This is a genomic window from Mycobacterium sp., assembly GCF_052144515.1.
Taxonomy (GTDB): Bacteria; Actinomycetota; Actinomycetes; order Mycobacteriales; family Mycobacteriaceae; genus Mycobacterium.
On sequence record NZ_JBKQQD010000415.1, the window covers coordinates 1 to 15,277 of the forward strand.

A 15,277-nucleotide genomic window follows, 5' to 3' on the forward strand; every position below is an offset into this window, starting at 1 on the left:
AGAAGCGGGCCATCTACCAACTCGAAGCCATGGGCTACCACGTCACCCTGACCCACGCCAGTTGATCACCGACGCCGGGGAAATCTTCGCGTCAGAGTATGTTTTCAGGGCCGCTGAGAGCGGCCGCTCCCTACGCGGTCCTCACTGTCTGGCGTTCGCTGGTGGGCACCTGGCCGGATCCTGCGAATTTTCGGTTTACTGCGCGTGTCCTCGGCTTGAGCCCGCGCTTCGCGCCTCCATCGCCTGTCATTTCCTGTACTGCTAGTGAGCTGCGCCGATAAGTTGTGGAGACCGGAGCCACCAAGTCACAAGGGGGTACGACGCGATGGCAGACATGCCCTGGCGTAAGGCAATCGAAAAAACGCTGCGAGACAGCGGAGAGCCGACGCACTACGCCGACATAGCCCAAAAGATCATCGATACCGGCTATCGCCTCAATGTCGGTGCAACCCCGGCCGCAACCGTGGCAGCGAATCTGTCCGAGTCGATTCGCAAGGAGCCGAACTCACCATTCATCAAGGTTGAGCGCGGCGTCTACGCCCTTCGGAACGCAGAACGAACGCGCGCCGCGAAGGGGGTTGAGGAAGCGGACGAAGCCCAGGAAGCCGCCCGCGAAATGGGCCTCATCAACGCCTTTGGGATGTTTTGGAGTCGAGATCAGGTGAACTGGAAGACCACCATGCCCCGTCTGCTCGGTGTCCAGCAGTCGGGTAGCAAACCGGTGAACTTCACTGATCAGGCCGGAGTTTACGTCCTCTACGACGTGCACCGTCCGATCTACGTCGGCAAAGTAGACAAACCCCGCATGGGTCTTCGTCTGTTCGACCACACCCGCGACCGGCTTACAGGCCGTTGGAACCGGATCGGCGGGCGAAAGGCGCGGTGACTACCCCGTATTCCTCGCAGTTACGGTTCCGGTGCAGCCGCGGAACTCCGGCCAGGTCCCTTTGGACGGATAGCGGGTCTCGTCACGCTCAATGCGAACCCGAACCCCCACAGTGACGGGACGGGCGGCCTTGGGGATCGGCTTGGGCGCTGGTACGCCGGCGTACCTCGGCTCTAGTAGACTCATTATCGAACTTCCTTCCTCTTGGCGGTGGTGGGTTGATTCAAAAAAGGGCCGTCCCTGAGGGGGCGGCCCTTGCTTTATGGGGTTGTGCTACTTGCGACGCTGCTTGTGCTGTTGCTCCCACAGGATGTTGCGGAATGCCTTCGCCGGTGTCGGGTCATAGTGAGCGAGGGCACGCGCAATATCCGGGTTCAGCTGCGCGGCGGCCTGCTGCTCCTCTGACATCCCCGCCTCGGTGGCGAAGAACAGGAAGAACGCCCACCCGCTGCCGTTGGGTAGCCGGTCTCGAAACTGCCGGACGAGACGCATGATCTTGTTCGGGCCGAACGGGATTCCGGTGTTGTCACAGACGAGGTGCGCAAAACAAATCAGCTCGTTCTTCGTCGGCGAGGTACTTCCACCGAATCCGGGGTTGATGGCCGCGCTAGTCACGGCTTGCAGTGGGCTTCGCCGCGCCGGTTGGCGATCAGGAAGCGGGCAACGTCAGCACGCAGGTATCGAACACGCCGGCCAATCTTGATGTAGGGGATACCGTCGCCGCGGAAGCGGTCTTGCGCGAGCGCGCCTTCAGTTAGTCCGATGACTGGACCCAACTGGGCCCCGGTCATGACGGGCGGGCAATTGGTCAGATCGATGCCTGTCTGGGCGTAGAGCTGCGAAAGCCCGATCTCGGCGAGATGCTCAGCTACGGCCATGGGTGCGGTCACCTTTCTATCGTGATGTCGCGGGATTCCGCGACTTCATTCAGCGAGGGAACCACAGGGTCAGGAGCACGTCAAGTCACGGGGAATTGTGAACTCACGGGATTGTGATGTAGCGTGAGATCTTGTGACAAAGACCGTGGCGCAGGTTGTCGGCGCCAACGTGCGGAAACGCCGCGCTGATGTATCGCTGGACAAACTTGCTTCCCTGTCACCGATACCGATGTCAACCGGGCGTGTCGGTGACATAGAAGCCGGACGGGCCGCGATCACCCTTAACACCCTGTGGGCAATCGCGGTCGCACTGAGCCGCGCCACAGCCGAACCGGTTGCCCTTGTCGATCTGCTCGACGGCGAAGGTGAGGTATCGCTCGGCGGTCAGTTCACCGTCGAGTTATCCACCCTCCAGGCGGTTCTCCGCGGCGAACCGGTGCCGATTTTGACGCTAGAGCAGGACCGAAAACTCGGCAAGATCATGAACGAAGCCAGCCGCTTGGCCATCACACGTTTACCCGAATGGAAGCGGCTACCTCCGTCGGCGCGCCGTAACCTCGACCCTCACGACTGGCTCCGGGTGAAGATGACGATGCACGAGTCAGACACTCGCATGTGTAAGGCGATCGGCGTTGGCCGTGAACTCGGCGCCGCCCTGATGACCAAGTTGTGGAACAAACCGTTCAGTGAGGAACGCGATCGCCGCGCCGGTCCCGACGCCAAGGCCCAACGCAAGGGCCAGATTTCCCGCCAGCTTAAAGCCGATCTAGAGAAAGCGATTCCCTGATGGCCACCATCGAAACCTACCAAACATCCGGCGGTGCAATGCTTTACGCTGTTCGCTACCGTAAACCTGACAACAAGCAGACCTGGAAGCGCGGATTTACGACCAAGCGTGACGCGAAGATGTTCGCCAACAAGGTTGAGGTTTCCAAGATGTCCGGCGAGTATGTCGCGCCGTCGTTGGGTCGAACAACAATCGGTGAGTTGGGTCCGGCATGGCTGAACCGCCAGCGCGGCCATTTGAAACCGTCCAGCTTCCGGTCTTATGACAGTGCATGGCGTACACACGTCGAACCTCGGTGGGCCTCAACCCGCATCACCGATATCCGCTATTCCGATGTTCAGGCATGGCTTGCCGACATTAAGCGCGGTCCGGTGATTGTTCGGTTCGCACACGCCGTGTTGGCCCGCATCCTTGATGACTGTGTGCGGGACCGAATGCTGGCGTCTAACCCGGCTCGCGGGGTGAAGCTTCCGCAGAAACCGCCACGTAAGAACGTGTATCTGACTGCCGCACAGTTGGATCGGCTTGCTGATGAGGCGGGCCGTTATCGCTCACTGGTGTTGTTGCTGGGGGTCGGTGGTGTGCGCTGGGGCGAAGCCACCGCGCTACGGGTGTCCGATGTGGATTTTTTGCGTCGTCGTATCACGTTGCACACCAACGCCGTTAAAGTCGGCACCGGCTTCGCGGTGGGCACGCTGAAATCCAACAAAAACCGCACCATCGTGTTGCCGTCGTTGGTCACCGACGCGCTGGCCCGCACCGCCGAGGGCAAAAGCCGCGATGAGCTGCTGTGGTCGTCCACGTCGGGCGGGTACCTGAGACCACCTTCGGGCACCGAGTCATGGCTGGCCGGGGCGGTGGCACGATGCCAAGCGGTTGACCCGACATTCCCGCGCATCACCGCGCATGCACTTCGTCACACGGCTGCATCGCTGGCGATTCACGCGGGTGCCAATCCGAAGGTGGTGCAGCGGATGCTCGGGCACGCCAGCGCGGCGATGACGTTGGACATCTACGCCGATCTGTTCGAATCGGATCTCGATGCGGTGGCTGACCGTCTGGAAGTTGTGCTCAAAATGTGCTCACGGGGTGCTCAGTAGCACGATTGTTCGACGTCGAAATCGTTTTCTACCAGCGGATATGCCGCCTGGTAAGGTTGACCCGGCAAGAGTCCGGGACTGTCCCGCAGCGGTAAGCAGGAACGACCGCCGTCTTAAAATTTATAAGCACTGGTCACCGGGTCCGCCCGAGACTGGGAAGCGACGGCCATTAGGAGCACCACCCGGTGCGCGCCTGCGAGTCCGAATACCTGCCAGCAGTGCCGGGCGCGCCGCGTCCGGCGGCTCATCGCCTCGTGGAATGGGCGTTTGGCCGAGGCCGTTGCGGTTTGTGCACCGATGGTGTGCACCGCATATCGGGTCGGCTGCGTGTCCGCCGGCGGCGACCACCCCGTCGATTTTGAAGGACCAGCTAGTGACTCACCTCTCAAATAGTCAACCATTCACCGCAACCGTTACCGGCTCGCCCCGGATCGGGCCGCGCCGCGAACTCAAGCGCGCCACCGAAGGCTATTGGGCCGGCCGCACCAGTCGCTCAGACCTGGAATCGGTGGCCTCGACATTGCGCCACGACATGTGGTCGGGCCTGGCGGACGTCGGCCTGGACTCGGTGCCGGTGAACACCTTCTCCTACTACGACCAGATGCTCGACACCGCGGTCATGCTTGGCGCACTGCCCGCGCGGGTGGCCGCAATCTCTGACGAACTGGACCGCTACTTCGCCGCGGCACGGGGCAACGATGACGTCGCGCCGCTGGAGATGACGAAGTGGTTCGACACCAACTACCACTACCTGGTTCCCGAGATCGATCCGGCGACCCGGTTCGCGCTGAACCCGGACAAGGTGCTCTCCGAGCTGAAAGAAGCCCTCGGGCAAGGAATTCCCGCACGCCCGGTCGTCATCGGTCCGGTCACCTTCCTGCTGCTGAGCAAGGGCGTCAACGGCGGGGGCGCACCGATCGAGCGGCTGCAGGAGCTGGTGCCGATCTACTCCGAGCTGCTGTCGCTGCTGGCCGACAATGGCGCGCGGTGGGTCCAGTTCGACGAGCCCGCGCTGGTGACCGACATCTCCCCCGACGCGCCCGCGTTGGCCGAGGCGGTGTACAACGCGCTAGGGGCGATCAGCAACCGGCCTGCCATCTTTGTCGCCACCTACTTCGGTGATCCCGGCGCTTCCCTGGCCGGGCTGGCCCGCACGCCCGTCGAGGCGATCGGTGTCGACCTGGTGGCCGGTGCCGACACGGCGATCGCGGCGGTACCCGAGCTGGCTAACAAGACCCTGGTGGCCGGCATCGTCGACGGCCGCAACATCTGGCGCACCGACCTGGAGGCGGCCCTGGGCAAGCTGGCCACCCTGCTGGGGTCGGCGGCCACGGTCGCCGTTTCGACGTCGTGTTCGACGATGCATGTGCCGTATTCGCTGGAGCCCGAGACGGATCTGGACGACGCGCTGCGCAGCTGGCTTGCGTTCGGCGCCGAAAAGGTCGGCGAGGTGGTGACGCTCGCCCGGGCGCTGCACGACGGACGCGACACCGTTGCTGACGAGATCGCGGCGTCCAACGCCGCCGTCGCCTCGCGTAAGAAGGACCCGCGCCTGCACAACGGCCAGGTCCGGGCCCGCATCGACTCGATCGTCGCGTCCGGTACGCATCGCGGCGATGCGGCGCAGCGCCGAGCCAGCCAGGACGCGCGTCTACGCCTGCCGCCGCTGCCGACCACGACGATCGGGTCGTTTCCGCAGACCGTCGAGATCCGCAAGGCCCGCGCCGCGCTGGTCGCCAGCGAGATCGACGAGGCCGAGTACGACCGCAGGATGAAGCAGGAGATCTCCGACGTCATCAAACTGCAAGAGCAGCTTGGCCTTGACGTGCTGGTGCACGGCGAGCCGGAGCGCAACGACATGGTGCAGTACTTCGCCGAGCAGCTGAACGGTTTCTTCGCCACCAAGAACGGCTGGGTACAGTCCTACGGCAGCCGCTGCGTGCGGCCGCCGGTCCTCTACGGCGACGTCATGCGCCAGCACCCGATGACGGTGGAGTGGGCCAAATACGCGCAGTCGCTGACCGACAAGCCGGTGAAGGGCATGCTGACCGGGCCAGTCACGATCCTGGCGTGGTCGTTCGTGCGTGACGACCAGCCGCTGGCCGACACCGCCAACCAGGTGGCGCTGGCCATCCGCGACGAGACCGTCGACCTGCAGTCCGCCGGCATCGCGATCATTCAGGTCGATGAGCCGGCGCTGCGTGAGCTGTTGCCGCTGCGCCGCGCCGACCAGGAGGAGTACTTGCGCTGGGCCGTGGGGTCCTTCCGGTTGGCCACCTCCGGCGTGGCCGACTCGACCCAGATCCACACTCACCTGTGCTACTCGGAGTTCGGTGAAGTGATCGGGGCCATCGCCGACCTGGACGCCGACGTCACCTCCATCGAGGCCGCCCGGTCACACATGGAGGTGCTGGACGACCTGAACGCGATCGGCTTCTCCAACAGCGTCGGCCCGGGTGTCTACGACATCCACTCGCCACGGGTGCCGAGCGCAAATGAGATGGCCGAATCGCTGCGTGCCGCGTTGAAAGCCGTTCCGGCACAAAGGCTCTGGGTCAACCCCGACTGCGGCCTGAAGACGCGGAAAACCGACGAGGTGACCGCGTCGCTGCAGAACATGGTCGCGGCCGCCCAAGAGGTTCGGGCGGGCGCTTAGTCCTCTGACTCCGACAGCACCTGGACCGGCACGTCGTCGGCCCAGGGCTGTCGGGTCACCATGTCGGCGACTTTGACTATGCCGCGCTCGAATTCGCCGGTCGCCGCGTCCACCAGCCGGTAGGCCTGAGTCTGCTTATGGATCGGCTGCGCGTCGAGTAGGACGACGCGCACCTCGCCGGGCGCGAAGCCGCAGCGCTGCTGCATCGCGGCGATCAGCTGCTCGTTGTGCATGTGGCCGTCGCCGAAGTTCCACCCGATGGCGGTGCTGCAAATGCGTTCTCCGTCGGTGATGACGTAGTCGTCCTCGTTCTGGCCGGCCATCGCCCGATGCGCCAGGGTGAACAGCGCCCTGCCGTGAGTATTCATGGCGCGGAAGGCATATCCGAGGTACATCCCGGTCTGCGCCTGCTCCTTGCCGAAGTACCGCTCCAGCTGTGCCTGCGGCATGCTGGCGATCGAGACGATGTTGTGGCTGATCTTCTTGTCCGCCGACGGCTTGATGCACCACAGCGTCGTGTCCCAGTTGCCGGCGTAATAGCGCATACCGGGCAAAAACGAGATCTTGCGCGGAAACAGGTTGCCCGCGATCACGATTCCCGCGACGAACGCGATGAAAATCCCCACCAGCACGGGGTTTTCCAGGTCGGTCAAACCGAGCTTGGCGTGGCCGACGAACAGCGACAGCACACCGCCGATCATGAACACGTTCCATTCCAGCGGCACTCCCATCGGGATCGCCGTCAGGATTCCCAGGTGGAAGATCACCATGATCGTCGCGGCCACCGTGGTCGGCCAGCCACCGTGCGCGAAGAACAGCACGACTGGCACGCACATTTCCACGAAAGTGCTGACGTGGGCGCAGATCCGGGACAAACGTCCGGGCCGCAGGTCGTCCGGGAACTTCTCAAAGAACATCCGCTTGATGAACCGCGGCCGGAACAACGGGTTGTTGGACATCATCGTCGACATCACGAACGGGAAGTGCTTGTTGAGCTTCGACGTCGCCGCGCCCATCCAGATCACCAGGAACACCAGCTTGGCGGCGACGATCGTGTCGACACCGCCGAACAGGAACGTCACCGTCAGCGTCGCGTAGACCTCGCCGCGAGCGGCCAGGAAGATCACCTTGTCGCGCAGCCCCAAGATCGCGAGGATCGCGAGAATCACCCAGATCCTCCACATCGGCAGCAGCCCGACCGTGGTGCCCAGCTGCTTCACCGGGCCGGTGCCATCGGCGAACAGCGTCCCGAACGTCATCAGCAGCAGCGCAGCGTACAGCGCGACATCCAGCAGGGTGCGCACAGTGCCCTTGGTCAACGGGACGCGACCCGGCCACGGTGGCAGCCGGATGGTGTCGGGACGCAGCCAGTACAGCATCGAGCCCATCGGCGGGAAGAACCGGTTGTTCAACGGCCCGAAGCCGCAGCCCAGCCCGATCACCTCGAACAGCATCGTGTAGAGCACGACCTTCTGGAACACGATCGGCTCCGCATACCAGTGCATGACGTCGGTGGCCCCGGCCAGGCCGGCGGTGGTCGCCACTGAGAACAGCCACGCGCTCAAGATGTACAGCAGGATTTTGACGACGTAGAACAGGTGCAGCACGACCGGCGTGCCGAAACCCACCTCGGCCCAGTGCCTGGCCATCGGGCGGATCTTTTCGCTGCGGGTGCCCTTGCTCCACTCTTCGATGTCGATCTGTGGCATTACGGGCTTGAGGAATCCCATGAACGTCAGATTAGAACGCGTTCAGCTGCGATTCGCCAACTACGCGTCTTTGCCCGCGGGTGCGTTCGGAGGATACCGTTGGATGGAGTCGGCGTTTCGCAGTTCGTACTGCTGGTAACTGCTTAGGAGATGTCCATCATGCGCAGACTTCGGTTTCTTGTGCTGGCGATGATTGCTGCCGTCGCACCGATCGCCTTCGTCGTCACGAGCGGTGTGGCGGATCCTGTTGCGAAAGCCCAGGCGCCCTCACCGGGTGATTCGTGCACCGTGTTGCACGCAACCACCCAGGACGCCAACGGCCGAACCATGTGGTGCAACCCAACCATGACCGGAAATCACAACTTGGTGTGGCAATACGGCGGACCCAGTTAGCTTCGCGGTCCATCATCTTCCTCGCAAGATGTGTTGCTGCGCAACAACTCCCGCGCGATGTCCAGATCACAGATTTCAGCTTGCCCGATTCGTCGACCGGACAACAGATTTGACCACGCGCATGGCGAGGGCATCGGTTGACTCAGTCCGCGAGCAATCAGCGCAGCGGCGTCAGCGGGGATATCCGTTCGGTTCAGCAGGGCCAGGCAGTACCGTGAGCCATCCCCTGACGACCGGCGACCCTGTGTGGAGAGTTGTGCCATTGCGGGACAGCGGTTTTCGTGGGCGCAACCTGGCGGGTATCCGCAAAGTTCGCCGCGACGATCAGAGGCCAGATCGACCCCAGGACACGTCAGCCCTTCTGACTGCCGGATAGTTGCGCCTTCACCGCGCGCGTCAGGTCGTCGGCGAGGATTTCCGGCACACCGGCGAGCAGGCCGTCCAGCGCGAGTTTGGCGACCACCGAGGGATCGGTCTTCTGGTCCGCGGGCGCGAAGGCGGCCATGTCGGTGTCCATGTAGCCGACGTGCACGGCAGTGACGTGGATGCCGCGAGGAGCGAGTTCCTGCCTAAGTGCATCGGTCATGGCCCACTCCGCTGCCTTGGCTGCGGCGTAGGCACCGGAGCCGGGAGCGTGCAGCCAGGACAACACCGAAAGCATGTTGAGGATTGCTCCTCCGCCATTACCTTCGATTATCGGAGCGAAGGCGCGGATGGCGTTGAGCGTGCCGAAGTAGTGCGTTTCCATCTCCAGCCGCACGTCCTCTAACGCTCCAGACAGCAGTGTGGCGCGCGTCGAGCTGCCGGCATTATTGATGAGCACGGTGACGTCGCCGGCCAGGCCGGCCGCGCGGCCTACCGAGGTTGGGTCGGTGATGTCGAGCTGGACGGCTTCGACGCCGGGTATGTCTATTGTTTCGGGGCGGCGCGCGGCGGCGTAAACCTTCGCTCCACGCTCGACGAGTTGGGCTGCGAACCGCTTACCCAATCCACGGTTGGCGCCGGTGACCAGCGCGACGATTTGGTCGTTGTTCATCGTGGTCTCCTTCGAGTTGTTTAGGACTAAGATCAGCGATCGGAATGCTCTCGCCTACCGACTACGAGTATCAAACGAGAGTGAAACATTGTCCCCACGTGGGGACAATTCGGTATCAACGGCACTGACTGCGACTTCTCCAGCACGCAATCGGGTGCTGTTCAGCCCTTTGGGTGCGTCGAGCGGGCGCAATACCCCCAGCAACGGCCAATCATTTCCGGCCCAAGCGTTCACCAGTATGTTCCACCACCCAGAGAAAATCCTGGCCGACGATGACGATGACGATGACGACCCGTGAGATCTGTGGGAACGCCCTGCGGGTGATCTCGACGCTGGAGTGACGCGTCGCCGTCGGGGATGACGTTATGACGGCTGGCCGGGCCCAGCTAGGCCCCACGGCGCATTGGCCTGCTCATAGATGACCACGCCACACTCGGTCTCAGCTCTCGCGCGCAGCTAGCCCGCGAGCGACGACTACTTGACCTGTTTGGCCGGCGGCCGGTAGAAGATCAACAACTGGCCGATGGCACCGGCCAGACCCAGCCCCGCCGAGAGCAGCAAACCGTTCCAGCCGTCGAGCCAGTTCTTGCCGAAGATCAGCCAATCCAGGCTCAGCCTGCCGGGACCTATCGTGGCCACGGTGACGGCGCTGACCGCCAGCACCAGGTTGTATTCCCAGCCTTCCTTGACGATGAAGAAGCCGTTGGCCCGGTGCACGGTCCAGGCCGCGACCAGCATCAGCGAGACGAAGCCCGCCGCCGGGATCGGTGTCAGTAGCCCGGCCGCCAGTCCCAGACCGGCAGCCGTCTCGGTGCTGGCGGCCACGGTGGCGTGAAACTTGCCGGGCTTCATCCCGATGCTCTCGAACCAGCGCGCGGTGCCCGGTATCTTGCCGCCGCCGAAAAACTTGTTGAGGCCATGGGCGGCGAGTGTCAGTCCCAGCACCAACCGCAGGATGAGCAACCCGACGTCATACGGAGTCATACGTGCAAACCTAGATCATTCGTTAGAGAGCGGCGTCCAGCAGCCGCAGATAGGCGTCGATGTCGGGCACGGCCGACTGTGCCGCGTGAACGCTGATAGCGACGGTATCGCCGATTCCGTGTACGCCATGGGTCAGGCCCATCAGCGGCGACAGTGCCGGATATCCGGCCGTCAGCACCACCGGGGCATCCCCGAAGCTGAGATCGGCGGCTCCGCGGTTCACGCTGGACACCACGGTGTTGCCGGCGACCTGCGTCGGGTGGACGTCGGGGTCGAACAGCGATACCCCCCAACGCACCAGCGCCGCGGGTGCCGCGGCGAAGGCCCGGTCGGCGGACAACGCGGCCGGATGCTGGAGGCGGCGGCGCCCGTTGGCCAAATCTGTCGCGATGCGCTCGACTCGGGCGTCGTGGCCCAGCTCGGGGTAAAGCCCGACGGTGAAGTTGCCGAAGTGGTTATGTGCCTGTGGCACACCGGGTTTGGCTATCGGCACCTCGGCGCAGAGCGAATCGACGGGCCCGCCGAGCAGACCGGACAGTGCCTTAAGCGCGCTGGACACCGCCGCCAGCACCGCGACGGTGACCGTCGGGCCCTGCAGTTGCGCGCGGTGCCGCACCAGCGTGCGCATCGAGCGGGCACCGTCCGGTCGGGCGTTGGTGGGCAGCAGCGGCCGTGGCCCAAGCCCCGGCGCCAGCACGCCCGCACGCGTATCGCGAACCAGCTGGCGGTGGGTGCGGGCCGCATCGACGGCCCGCCACGGCAAGAAGCCCGCCGGCGGCCGTGCCACTTCGGGCACCGGTGCATCCCGGCCGAAGAGCCAGGCCGCCATCGCGGCACCGCGAATGCCGTCGGCCAGTGCGTGCGGAGCCTGCATCACCGCCACGGCACCCGGCCCGGCGGCGCCCGGAATGCCGAGCACCGGGGTGAACACGTGCAGCCGCCAAGACATCCGGCGAATGTCCAACTGGTTGTTGGCCAGGCCGGCCACCGCCGCCAGACAGCCGCGCCAGCTGTGATCAGCCAGATCGTGGCAGACCACATGCTCGGCACCGACGGCCGCGGGCACCCACCGCGGGTACGTAAGGGCACTCCCGTCGTCAACGCGCACCCCAAGCTCCGGACAGGCGCGGGCACGACGGCAGACCTGCTCGACGGCACGCTCCAATACCGCGGGCTCGCCGTCGAATGCGTAGAGCAGAAATTCATCGTTGGGGACTTTGGCCGACATCCAGTAGAACTGCGCATCGACGGCCGCCATCCGGTAGTCCGGCACGGGCCCCTCAGCCGGATGAGCCGGGCGAGCCGATGAACCCGAGCACTAGCTCGGCAACCTTGTCCGGCTGTTCGAGCTGCACGAAATGCCCGGCGTGGTCGACGATGGCAACCTCGCTGCCGGGCGGCAACACCTTTTCGGCCCACGGTGCGAAAGCCGCTGTCATGCAACCGTCGTCGCGACCATGCAGATACAGGCTCGGCAGTATGGGCGCGTCGGTGAAGCACCGGTTCAACTCGGCGTACTGCGGCGGCGGCGGGGTGTTGCGAATCGTTGCCCGGTACGGTCCCAGCGCCGCCCGCCAGCTCTCCGGTGTCCCGATCGCGGCGTCGACGTGACGGAGATCTTCAGGGGCGCCGCGATAGCCCGGCGACCATCGCCGCCACAGCAGCGGCAGCACCCAGGAAGCGGAACGTTCAGGCAGCCAAGGCAATTGAAAGTAGAAGATGTACCAACTCCGCAGCAGCTGACGCGGCAGCCGGAGGGCCAGCCGGCCGCGGTCGGCCACCCGGCCCGGCGCCCGGAACGCCGCCGAGGGCGGCACCGACATGATCACCGCCTTGGCGAACGGGCTGTCTGGCATCGCGGCCAGACCGGTGGCCGCGATCGCGCCCCAGTCGTGACCGATCACCACGTCGTGCTCGGTGCCGCCCGCGGCCGAGCGCACCCGCAGGGCATCGTCCATCAGCGCACCAATGTGAAAACTGCCGTCGGCGGGAATCGACGACGGCGCGTAGCCGCGCATGAACGGTGCGATCACCCGCCATCCCGACTCGGCCAGCCGGGGCGCGAGCTTGCGCCACCCGTACGCGGTGTCGGGGAAGCCGTGCAGGCATAACGCGATCGGGCCGTCGTGCGGACCCCAGGTCAGGGCCTTCAGGTCCCCGGCAGGGCCCGGCACGTCGACCCAGCGCGGCTCAGTCATTGCGAGATACCTCCTCAGGGTTGGATTCTGATTGGCGCACGCGCTTGCATGGACCAACGTAACGCGGCCGGATGGTGGTCGACGAACCCGTTAACGTCTAGGCATGACGACCTCGGCGCAGGCTCGCCGCTGGGCCAAGACCGGCGCCACCCAGCAGCGGATCCTCGACGCCGCGATCGAGGTCTTCGCGACCAGGGGCTTCACCGCGGCGACGATGGCCGACGTGGTCGCCGGCTCCGGCGCGAGCGTCGGCAGCATCTACCACCACTTCGGTGGAAAGAGCGAGCTGTTTCTGGCGATCTTCGAGCAGATGGCCGACGCCGTCGACAGCCGCATCGACGCGGCGATGCGTCACGCGGGCGACTCCCGGCCGGACGGGCGACGCGTATTCGAGCTGCACGTGCGCGCCTACCTGGAGGCGATGTGGGAGAACCGGCGCCTGGCCATGGTGCTGACGTCCGGAGACACACCGGCCGGGTTCGAGGTCGCTCGCCGCGACCGCATGCAAGCTGCGTTCCGTAGTTGGATGGCGGTGCTCGAGCTGGACAAATCGTTGCGGGGACAGCTGCTCAGCCGGGTTCTGATCGCGACCATGGCGGAGTCCTCGCTGATGGTCGCCGCCTGCGAGCACCCCGACGACGTACCGGAGATCATCGACGCGACGATCGAATGGATCGACCGGCTCACGGAGTAGCTGACCGTTACGCGCGCTCGGCTGTCATGTGCATGTCAACTGTGCCCTGGCACGGGCCGCTCAAAATCTCCGTGTGCATGACGCCGGCAAGTGTTCCGTCGGCCTGGGGCGTGTAACGCACATCGGATCGGGCCGGACTCCATTGGATCGTGGTGTCGGGCATCATGCAGTCCCATTGGAATTCGCTGTGTTGCGTCCAGGACGACCCATCCCAGGTGAATTGCACCGGTTGCGGAACCGTCGGATTACTCGGCGGAGGGCCGCTGACGATCGTGGCGGTACACTTTCCGCCCGTACAGCTCGAGTGAAACCCGTAGGTTTCGGTGTGCTGCCCCTCAGGGTCACCCACCGCCGTGCTGGTCCCGGACTTTGGACCAACCATGAACGTGATCGCGTACTGGCCGTTCCAGGACGCAGCGTCGGCGGAGGCAGTCGACGGAAGGGACAGGGCGATCGCGAGCGACGCGACGCACCAACCGACGAGACGGCTAAGACGGTCTGGGGCCATGGAACTAGAGTGCGCTGCCGCAACCGTGGATGTATACCCCCGTCGCTGGAACGTCGCTGGAACGTTGACAGTTTTAGAATGCAATTCTAATGTCCCGGATATGGCCGCTCCCGTTGCGCGACACCCCCTGAAGTTGTGGGCCAACTCGGGCGACTCGCACTTCATTGAGCCCGAGAACCTGTGGCGCTCACGGCTGCCGACGCGATTGGCCGAACTGGTGCCGCGAAGCGAGAAGGATCCGGACGGCAAATGGGAGTCCATCCACGTTGACGGCCAAGTCTTTCGCCGTCGGCTGCCGAGCATCGCCCAAGAAGAGTTCATACAGGCCACCGTGGCCGCTGCGGGCGCGCGTGACGTCGACAAACGGCTGGCCGATCTCAGCGCCGAAGGCATCTGGTCGGAGCTGGTGTTCCCCTCCCTCGGCATGTGGGCCGGCTCGTTTCGCACACCGGAGCTGATGCGGGCGACGATGCGGGCCTCCAATGACTGGGCCAAAGAAACGATCATGGACCACTCCGCGCGGCTGATCCCCACGGCGCAGGTATCAACGCTGGATATCGGCGACGCGGTCAACGAGCTCAAGCGTTGCGGCGCAATGGGATTCAAGGCGGTTTTTCTGCCCGTGACGCCGCATCCCGCGCAGCGCGACTACAACCGCGACGAATGGGAGCCGTTCTGGGCCACCGCGGAAGACATCGGTATGGTGATCGCCTTCCACATCGGCAGCGAGCCAATCGATTTCGCTGCGGGCAACAGCATCGGGGTGACCTACCACGGCCCGGGCGGCGCCGTGCTCAACTACACCGAGACGTCGTTCGGCGGCCAGCGCGCGGTGGTCAAGCTCGTCGCGTCGGGCGCCCTGGATCGCCACCCGAACCTCAAAGTCCTGGTGTCGGAGGGCGGCGCGACCTGGGTACCGTTCATCGCCGACCGGATGGAGGAGGGCTATCGCCAGCACGCAATGGTGGTGCGGCCCAAGCTCAAACGTAGCCCGCGCGAGATCATCTACTCGCAGGTGTACGCGTCGTTCCAGCACGACTCGTCGGCGGTCACGACCGTGACGGCAATGGGTTTCAACAATGTGCTCTGGGGCAGCGACTACCCGCACATGGAGGGCACCTTCGGCCACACCCAGGCCACGTTGCACCAGCTGTTCGACGGCGTCGATCAAGCGACCAGGGACCGCATCCTGTTCGGCAGCTTCGCCGAGCTGTTCCCGGACGCGCCGCTGCCGCCGCCCCCAGGCAGTGAGCCTGAAGATAGCTGACGCTTGCCCGAATAAATTACACATGTAATTATTCGTACCCATGACATACGACCGCACCGAATTCGATAAATTCTGGGACGACTGGCTCGAGGTGAACCGCCGGGCGCAGGACAGCGGCGACTGGGGTGTGATGGCCGACTTCTACGAGCCCGACGCCAGCTACGGATGGTCCTATTCGCCG

Annotated in this window: 15 protein-coding genes and 1 riboswitch; of the genes, 7 read left to right on the forward strand and 8 right to left on the reverse strand. The window is 64.6% G+C overall.

Translation table 11 applies throughout. The annotated features are described in order from the left end of the window. Positions 1 to 325 precede the first annotated feature (325 nt). Positions 326 to 886 (forward strand): winged helix-turn-helix domain-containing protein, encoded by a 561-nt coding sequence (locus tag ACLP9N_RS27485; protein WP_442410331.1) that lies wholly within the window; start codon positions 326 to 328, stop codon positions 884 to 886. A gap of 273 nt (positions 887 to 1,159) precedes the next feature. Here the strand turns inward: ACLP9N_RS27485 and ACLP9N_RS27490 are convergent, their stop codons facing one another. Then, positions 1,160 to 1,501 carry a hypothetical protein gene (locus ACLP9N_RS27490; protein WP_442410332.1) on the reverse strand — a complete coding sequence of 114 codons (342 nt, stop codon included), beginning with the start codon at positions 1,499 to 1,501 and terminating at the stop codon, positions 1,160 to 1,162. Beyond that, positions 1,498 to 1,776 (reverse strand): hypothetical protein, encoded by a 279-nt coding sequence (locus tag ACLP9N_RS27495; protein ID WP_442410333.1) that lies wholly within the window; start codon positions 1,774 to 1,776, stop codon positions 1,498 to 1,500. The genes ACLP9N_RS27490 and ACLP9N_RS27495 overlap by 4 nt, the downstream gene beginning before the upstream one ends. A gap of 121 nt (positions 1,777 to 1,897) precedes the next feature. Between ACLP9N_RS27495 and ACLP9N_RS27500 the strand changes: the two genes are divergently transcribed. From ACLP9N_RS27500 to metE, 3 genes are all read left to right on the forward strand, one after another. Then, entirely contained in the window at positions 1,898 to 2,551 is a 654-nt protein-coding gene (locus ACLP9N_RS27500; RefSeq protein WP_442410334.1) for a helix-turn-helix domain-containing protein, read from the forward strand. Further along, positions 2,551 to 3,651 (forward strand): tyrosine-type recombinase/integrase, encoded by a 1,101-nt coding sequence (locus ACLP9N_RS27505; protein ID WP_442410335.1) that lies wholly within the window; start codon positions 2,551 to 2,553, stop codon positions 3,649 to 3,651. Before ACLP9N_RS27500 ends, ACLP9N_RS27505 begins: the two co-directional genes overlap by 1 nt. A gap of 33 nt (positions 3,652 to 3,684) precedes the next feature. Beyond that, positions 3,685 to 3,882: riboswitch (cobalamin riboswitch) on the forward strand. A gap of 142 nt (positions 3,883 to 4,024) precedes the next feature. After that, positions 4,025 to 6,307, forward strand: coding sequence for a 5-methyltetrahydropteroyltriglutamate--homocysteine S-methyltransferase (gene metE, locus ACLP9N_RS27510; RefSeq protein WP_442410336.1), 2,283 nt, complete (start codon positions 4,025 to 4,027; stop codon positions 6,305 to 6,307). On the opposite strand, the gene ACLP9N_RS27515 is transcribed toward metE, so the two are convergent. Continuing rightward, positions 6,304 to 8,037 carry a DUF3556 domain-containing protein gene (locus ACLP9N_RS27515; protein WP_442410337.1) on the reverse strand — a complete coding sequence of 578 codons (1,734 nt, stop codon included), beginning with the start codon at positions 8,035 to 8,037 and terminating at the stop codon, positions 6,304 to 6,306. The genes metE and ACLP9N_RS27515 overlap by 4 nt on opposite strands. 138 nt (positions 8,038 to 8,175) lie before the next feature. On the opposite strand from ACLP9N_RS27515, the gene ACLP9N_RS27520 reads away from it, so the two are divergent. Then, positions 8,176 to 8,409: a hypothetical protein gene (locus ACLP9N_RS27520; RefSeq protein WP_442410338.1), complete on the forward strand. Its 234-nt coding sequence runs from the start codon at positions 8,176 to 8,178 to the stop codon at positions 8,407 to 8,409. Positions 8,410 to 8,761: 352 nt separating this feature from the next. Here ACLP9N_RS27520 and ACLP9N_RS27525 read toward each other — a convergent pair whose 3' ends face one another. The 4 genes from ACLP9N_RS27525 to ACLP9N_RS27540 all read right to left on the reverse strand — a co-directional run bounded on the left by ACLP9N_RS27525 (position 8,762) and on the right by ACLP9N_RS27540 (position 12,627). Beyond that, the gene (locus tag ACLP9N_RS27525) at positions 8,762 to 9,445 is read right to left on the reverse strand and encodes an SDR family oxidoreductase (protein WP_442410339.1); all 684 of its coding nucleotides are present in this window, start codon (positions 9,443 to 9,445) and stop codon (positions 8,762 to 8,764) included. A gap of 474 nt (positions 9,446 to 9,919) precedes the next feature. Further along, positions 9,920 to 10,429, reverse strand: a complete 510-nt coding sequence (locus tag ACLP9N_RS27530; protein WP_442410340.1) for a DoxX family protein — start codon at positions 10,427 to 10,429, stop codon at positions 9,920 to 9,922. Positions 10,430 to 10,451: 22 nt separating this feature from the next. Then, complete coding sequence (locus ACLP9N_RS27535; protein ID WP_442410341.1) at positions 10,452 to 11,702, reverse strand: WS/DGAT domain-containing protein; 1,251 nt, start codon at positions 11,700 to 11,702, stop codon at positions 10,452 to 10,454. Between the two features lie 7 nt (positions 11,703 to 11,709). Continuing rightward, on the reverse strand, positions 11,710 to 12,627 hold the full coding sequence (locus ACLP9N_RS27540; protein ID WP_442410342.1) for an alpha/beta fold hydrolase: 918 nt from the start codon (positions 12,625 to 12,627) through the stop codon (positions 11,710 to 11,712). Positions 12,628 to 12,730: 103 nt separating this feature from the next. On the opposite strand from ACLP9N_RS27540, the gene ACLP9N_RS27545 reads away from it, so the two are divergent. Next, positions 12,731 to 13,321: a TetR/AcrR family transcriptional regulator gene (locus ACLP9N_RS27545; RefSeq protein WP_442410343.1), complete on the forward strand. Its 591-nt coding sequence runs from the start codon at positions 12,731 to 12,733 to the stop codon at positions 13,319 to 13,321. Positions 13,322 to 13,328: 7 nt separating this feature from the next. Here the strand turns inward: ACLP9N_RS27545 and ACLP9N_RS27550 are convergent, their stop codons facing one another. Beyond that, positions 13,329 to 13,829, reverse strand: a complete 501-nt coding sequence (locus ACLP9N_RS27550) for a hypothetical protein (protein ID WP_442410344.1) — start codon at positions 13,827 to 13,829, stop codon at positions 13,329 to 13,331. A 100-nt stretch (positions 13,830 to 13,929) separates the two neighbouring features. Here ACLP9N_RS27550 and ACLP9N_RS27555 point away from each other — a divergent pair, with 100 nt between their 5' ends. Beyond that, positions 13,930 to 15,096 carry an amidohydrolase family protein gene (locus ACLP9N_RS27555; RefSeq protein WP_442410345.1) on the forward strand — a complete coding sequence of 389 codons (1,167 nt, stop codon included), beginning with the start codon at positions 13,930 to 13,932 and terminating at the stop codon, positions 15,094 to 15,096. Positions 15,097 to 15,277: the final 181 nt, after the last annotated feature.

Excerpts from the sequence above, each read along its gene's own strand:
- ACLP9N_RS27485 (WP_442410331.1), top strand. The coding sequence starts at position 326 with ATGGCAGACATGCCCTGGCGTAAGGCAATCGAAAAAACGCTGCGAGAC.
- ACLP9N_RS27505 (WP_442410335.1), top strand. The coding sequence starts at position 2,551 with ATGGCCACCATCGAAACCTACCAAACATCCGGCGGTGCAATGCTTTAC.
- ACLP9N_RS27515 (WP_442410337.1), bottom strand. The coding sequence starts at position 8,037 with ATGGGATTCCTCAAGCCCGTAATGCCACAGATCGACATCGAAGAGTGG.
- ACLP9N_RS27520 (WP_442410338.1), top strand. The coding sequence starts at position 8,176 with ATGCGCAGACTTCGGTTTCTTGTGCTGGCGATGATTGCTGCCGTCGCA.
- ACLP9N_RS27525 (WP_442410339.1), bottom strand. The coding sequence starts at position 9,445 with ATGAACAACGACCAAATCGTCGCGCTGGTCACCGGCGCCAACCGTGGA.
- ACLP9N_RS27530 (WP_442410340.1), bottom strand. The coding sequence starts at position 10,429 with ATGACTCCGTATGACGTCGGGTTGCTCATCCTGCGGTTGGTGCTGGGA.
- ACLP9N_RS27540 (WP_442410342.1), bottom strand. The coding sequence starts at position 12,627 with ATGACTGAGCCGCGCTGGGTCGACGTGCCGGGCCCTGCCGGGGACCTG.
- ACLP9N_RS27545 (WP_442410343.1), top strand. The coding sequence starts at position 12,731 with ATGACGACCTCGGCGCAGGCTCGCCGCTGGGCCAAGACCGGCGCCACC.
- ACLP9N_RS27550 (WP_442410344.1), bottom strand. The coding sequence starts at position 13,829 with ATGGCCCCAGACCGTCTTAGCCGTCTCGTCGGTTGGTGCGTCGCGTCG.
- ACLP9N_RS27555 (WP_442410345.1), top strand. The coding sequence starts at position 13,930 with ATGGCCGCTCCCGTTGCGCGACACCCCCTGAAGTTGTGGGCCAACTCG.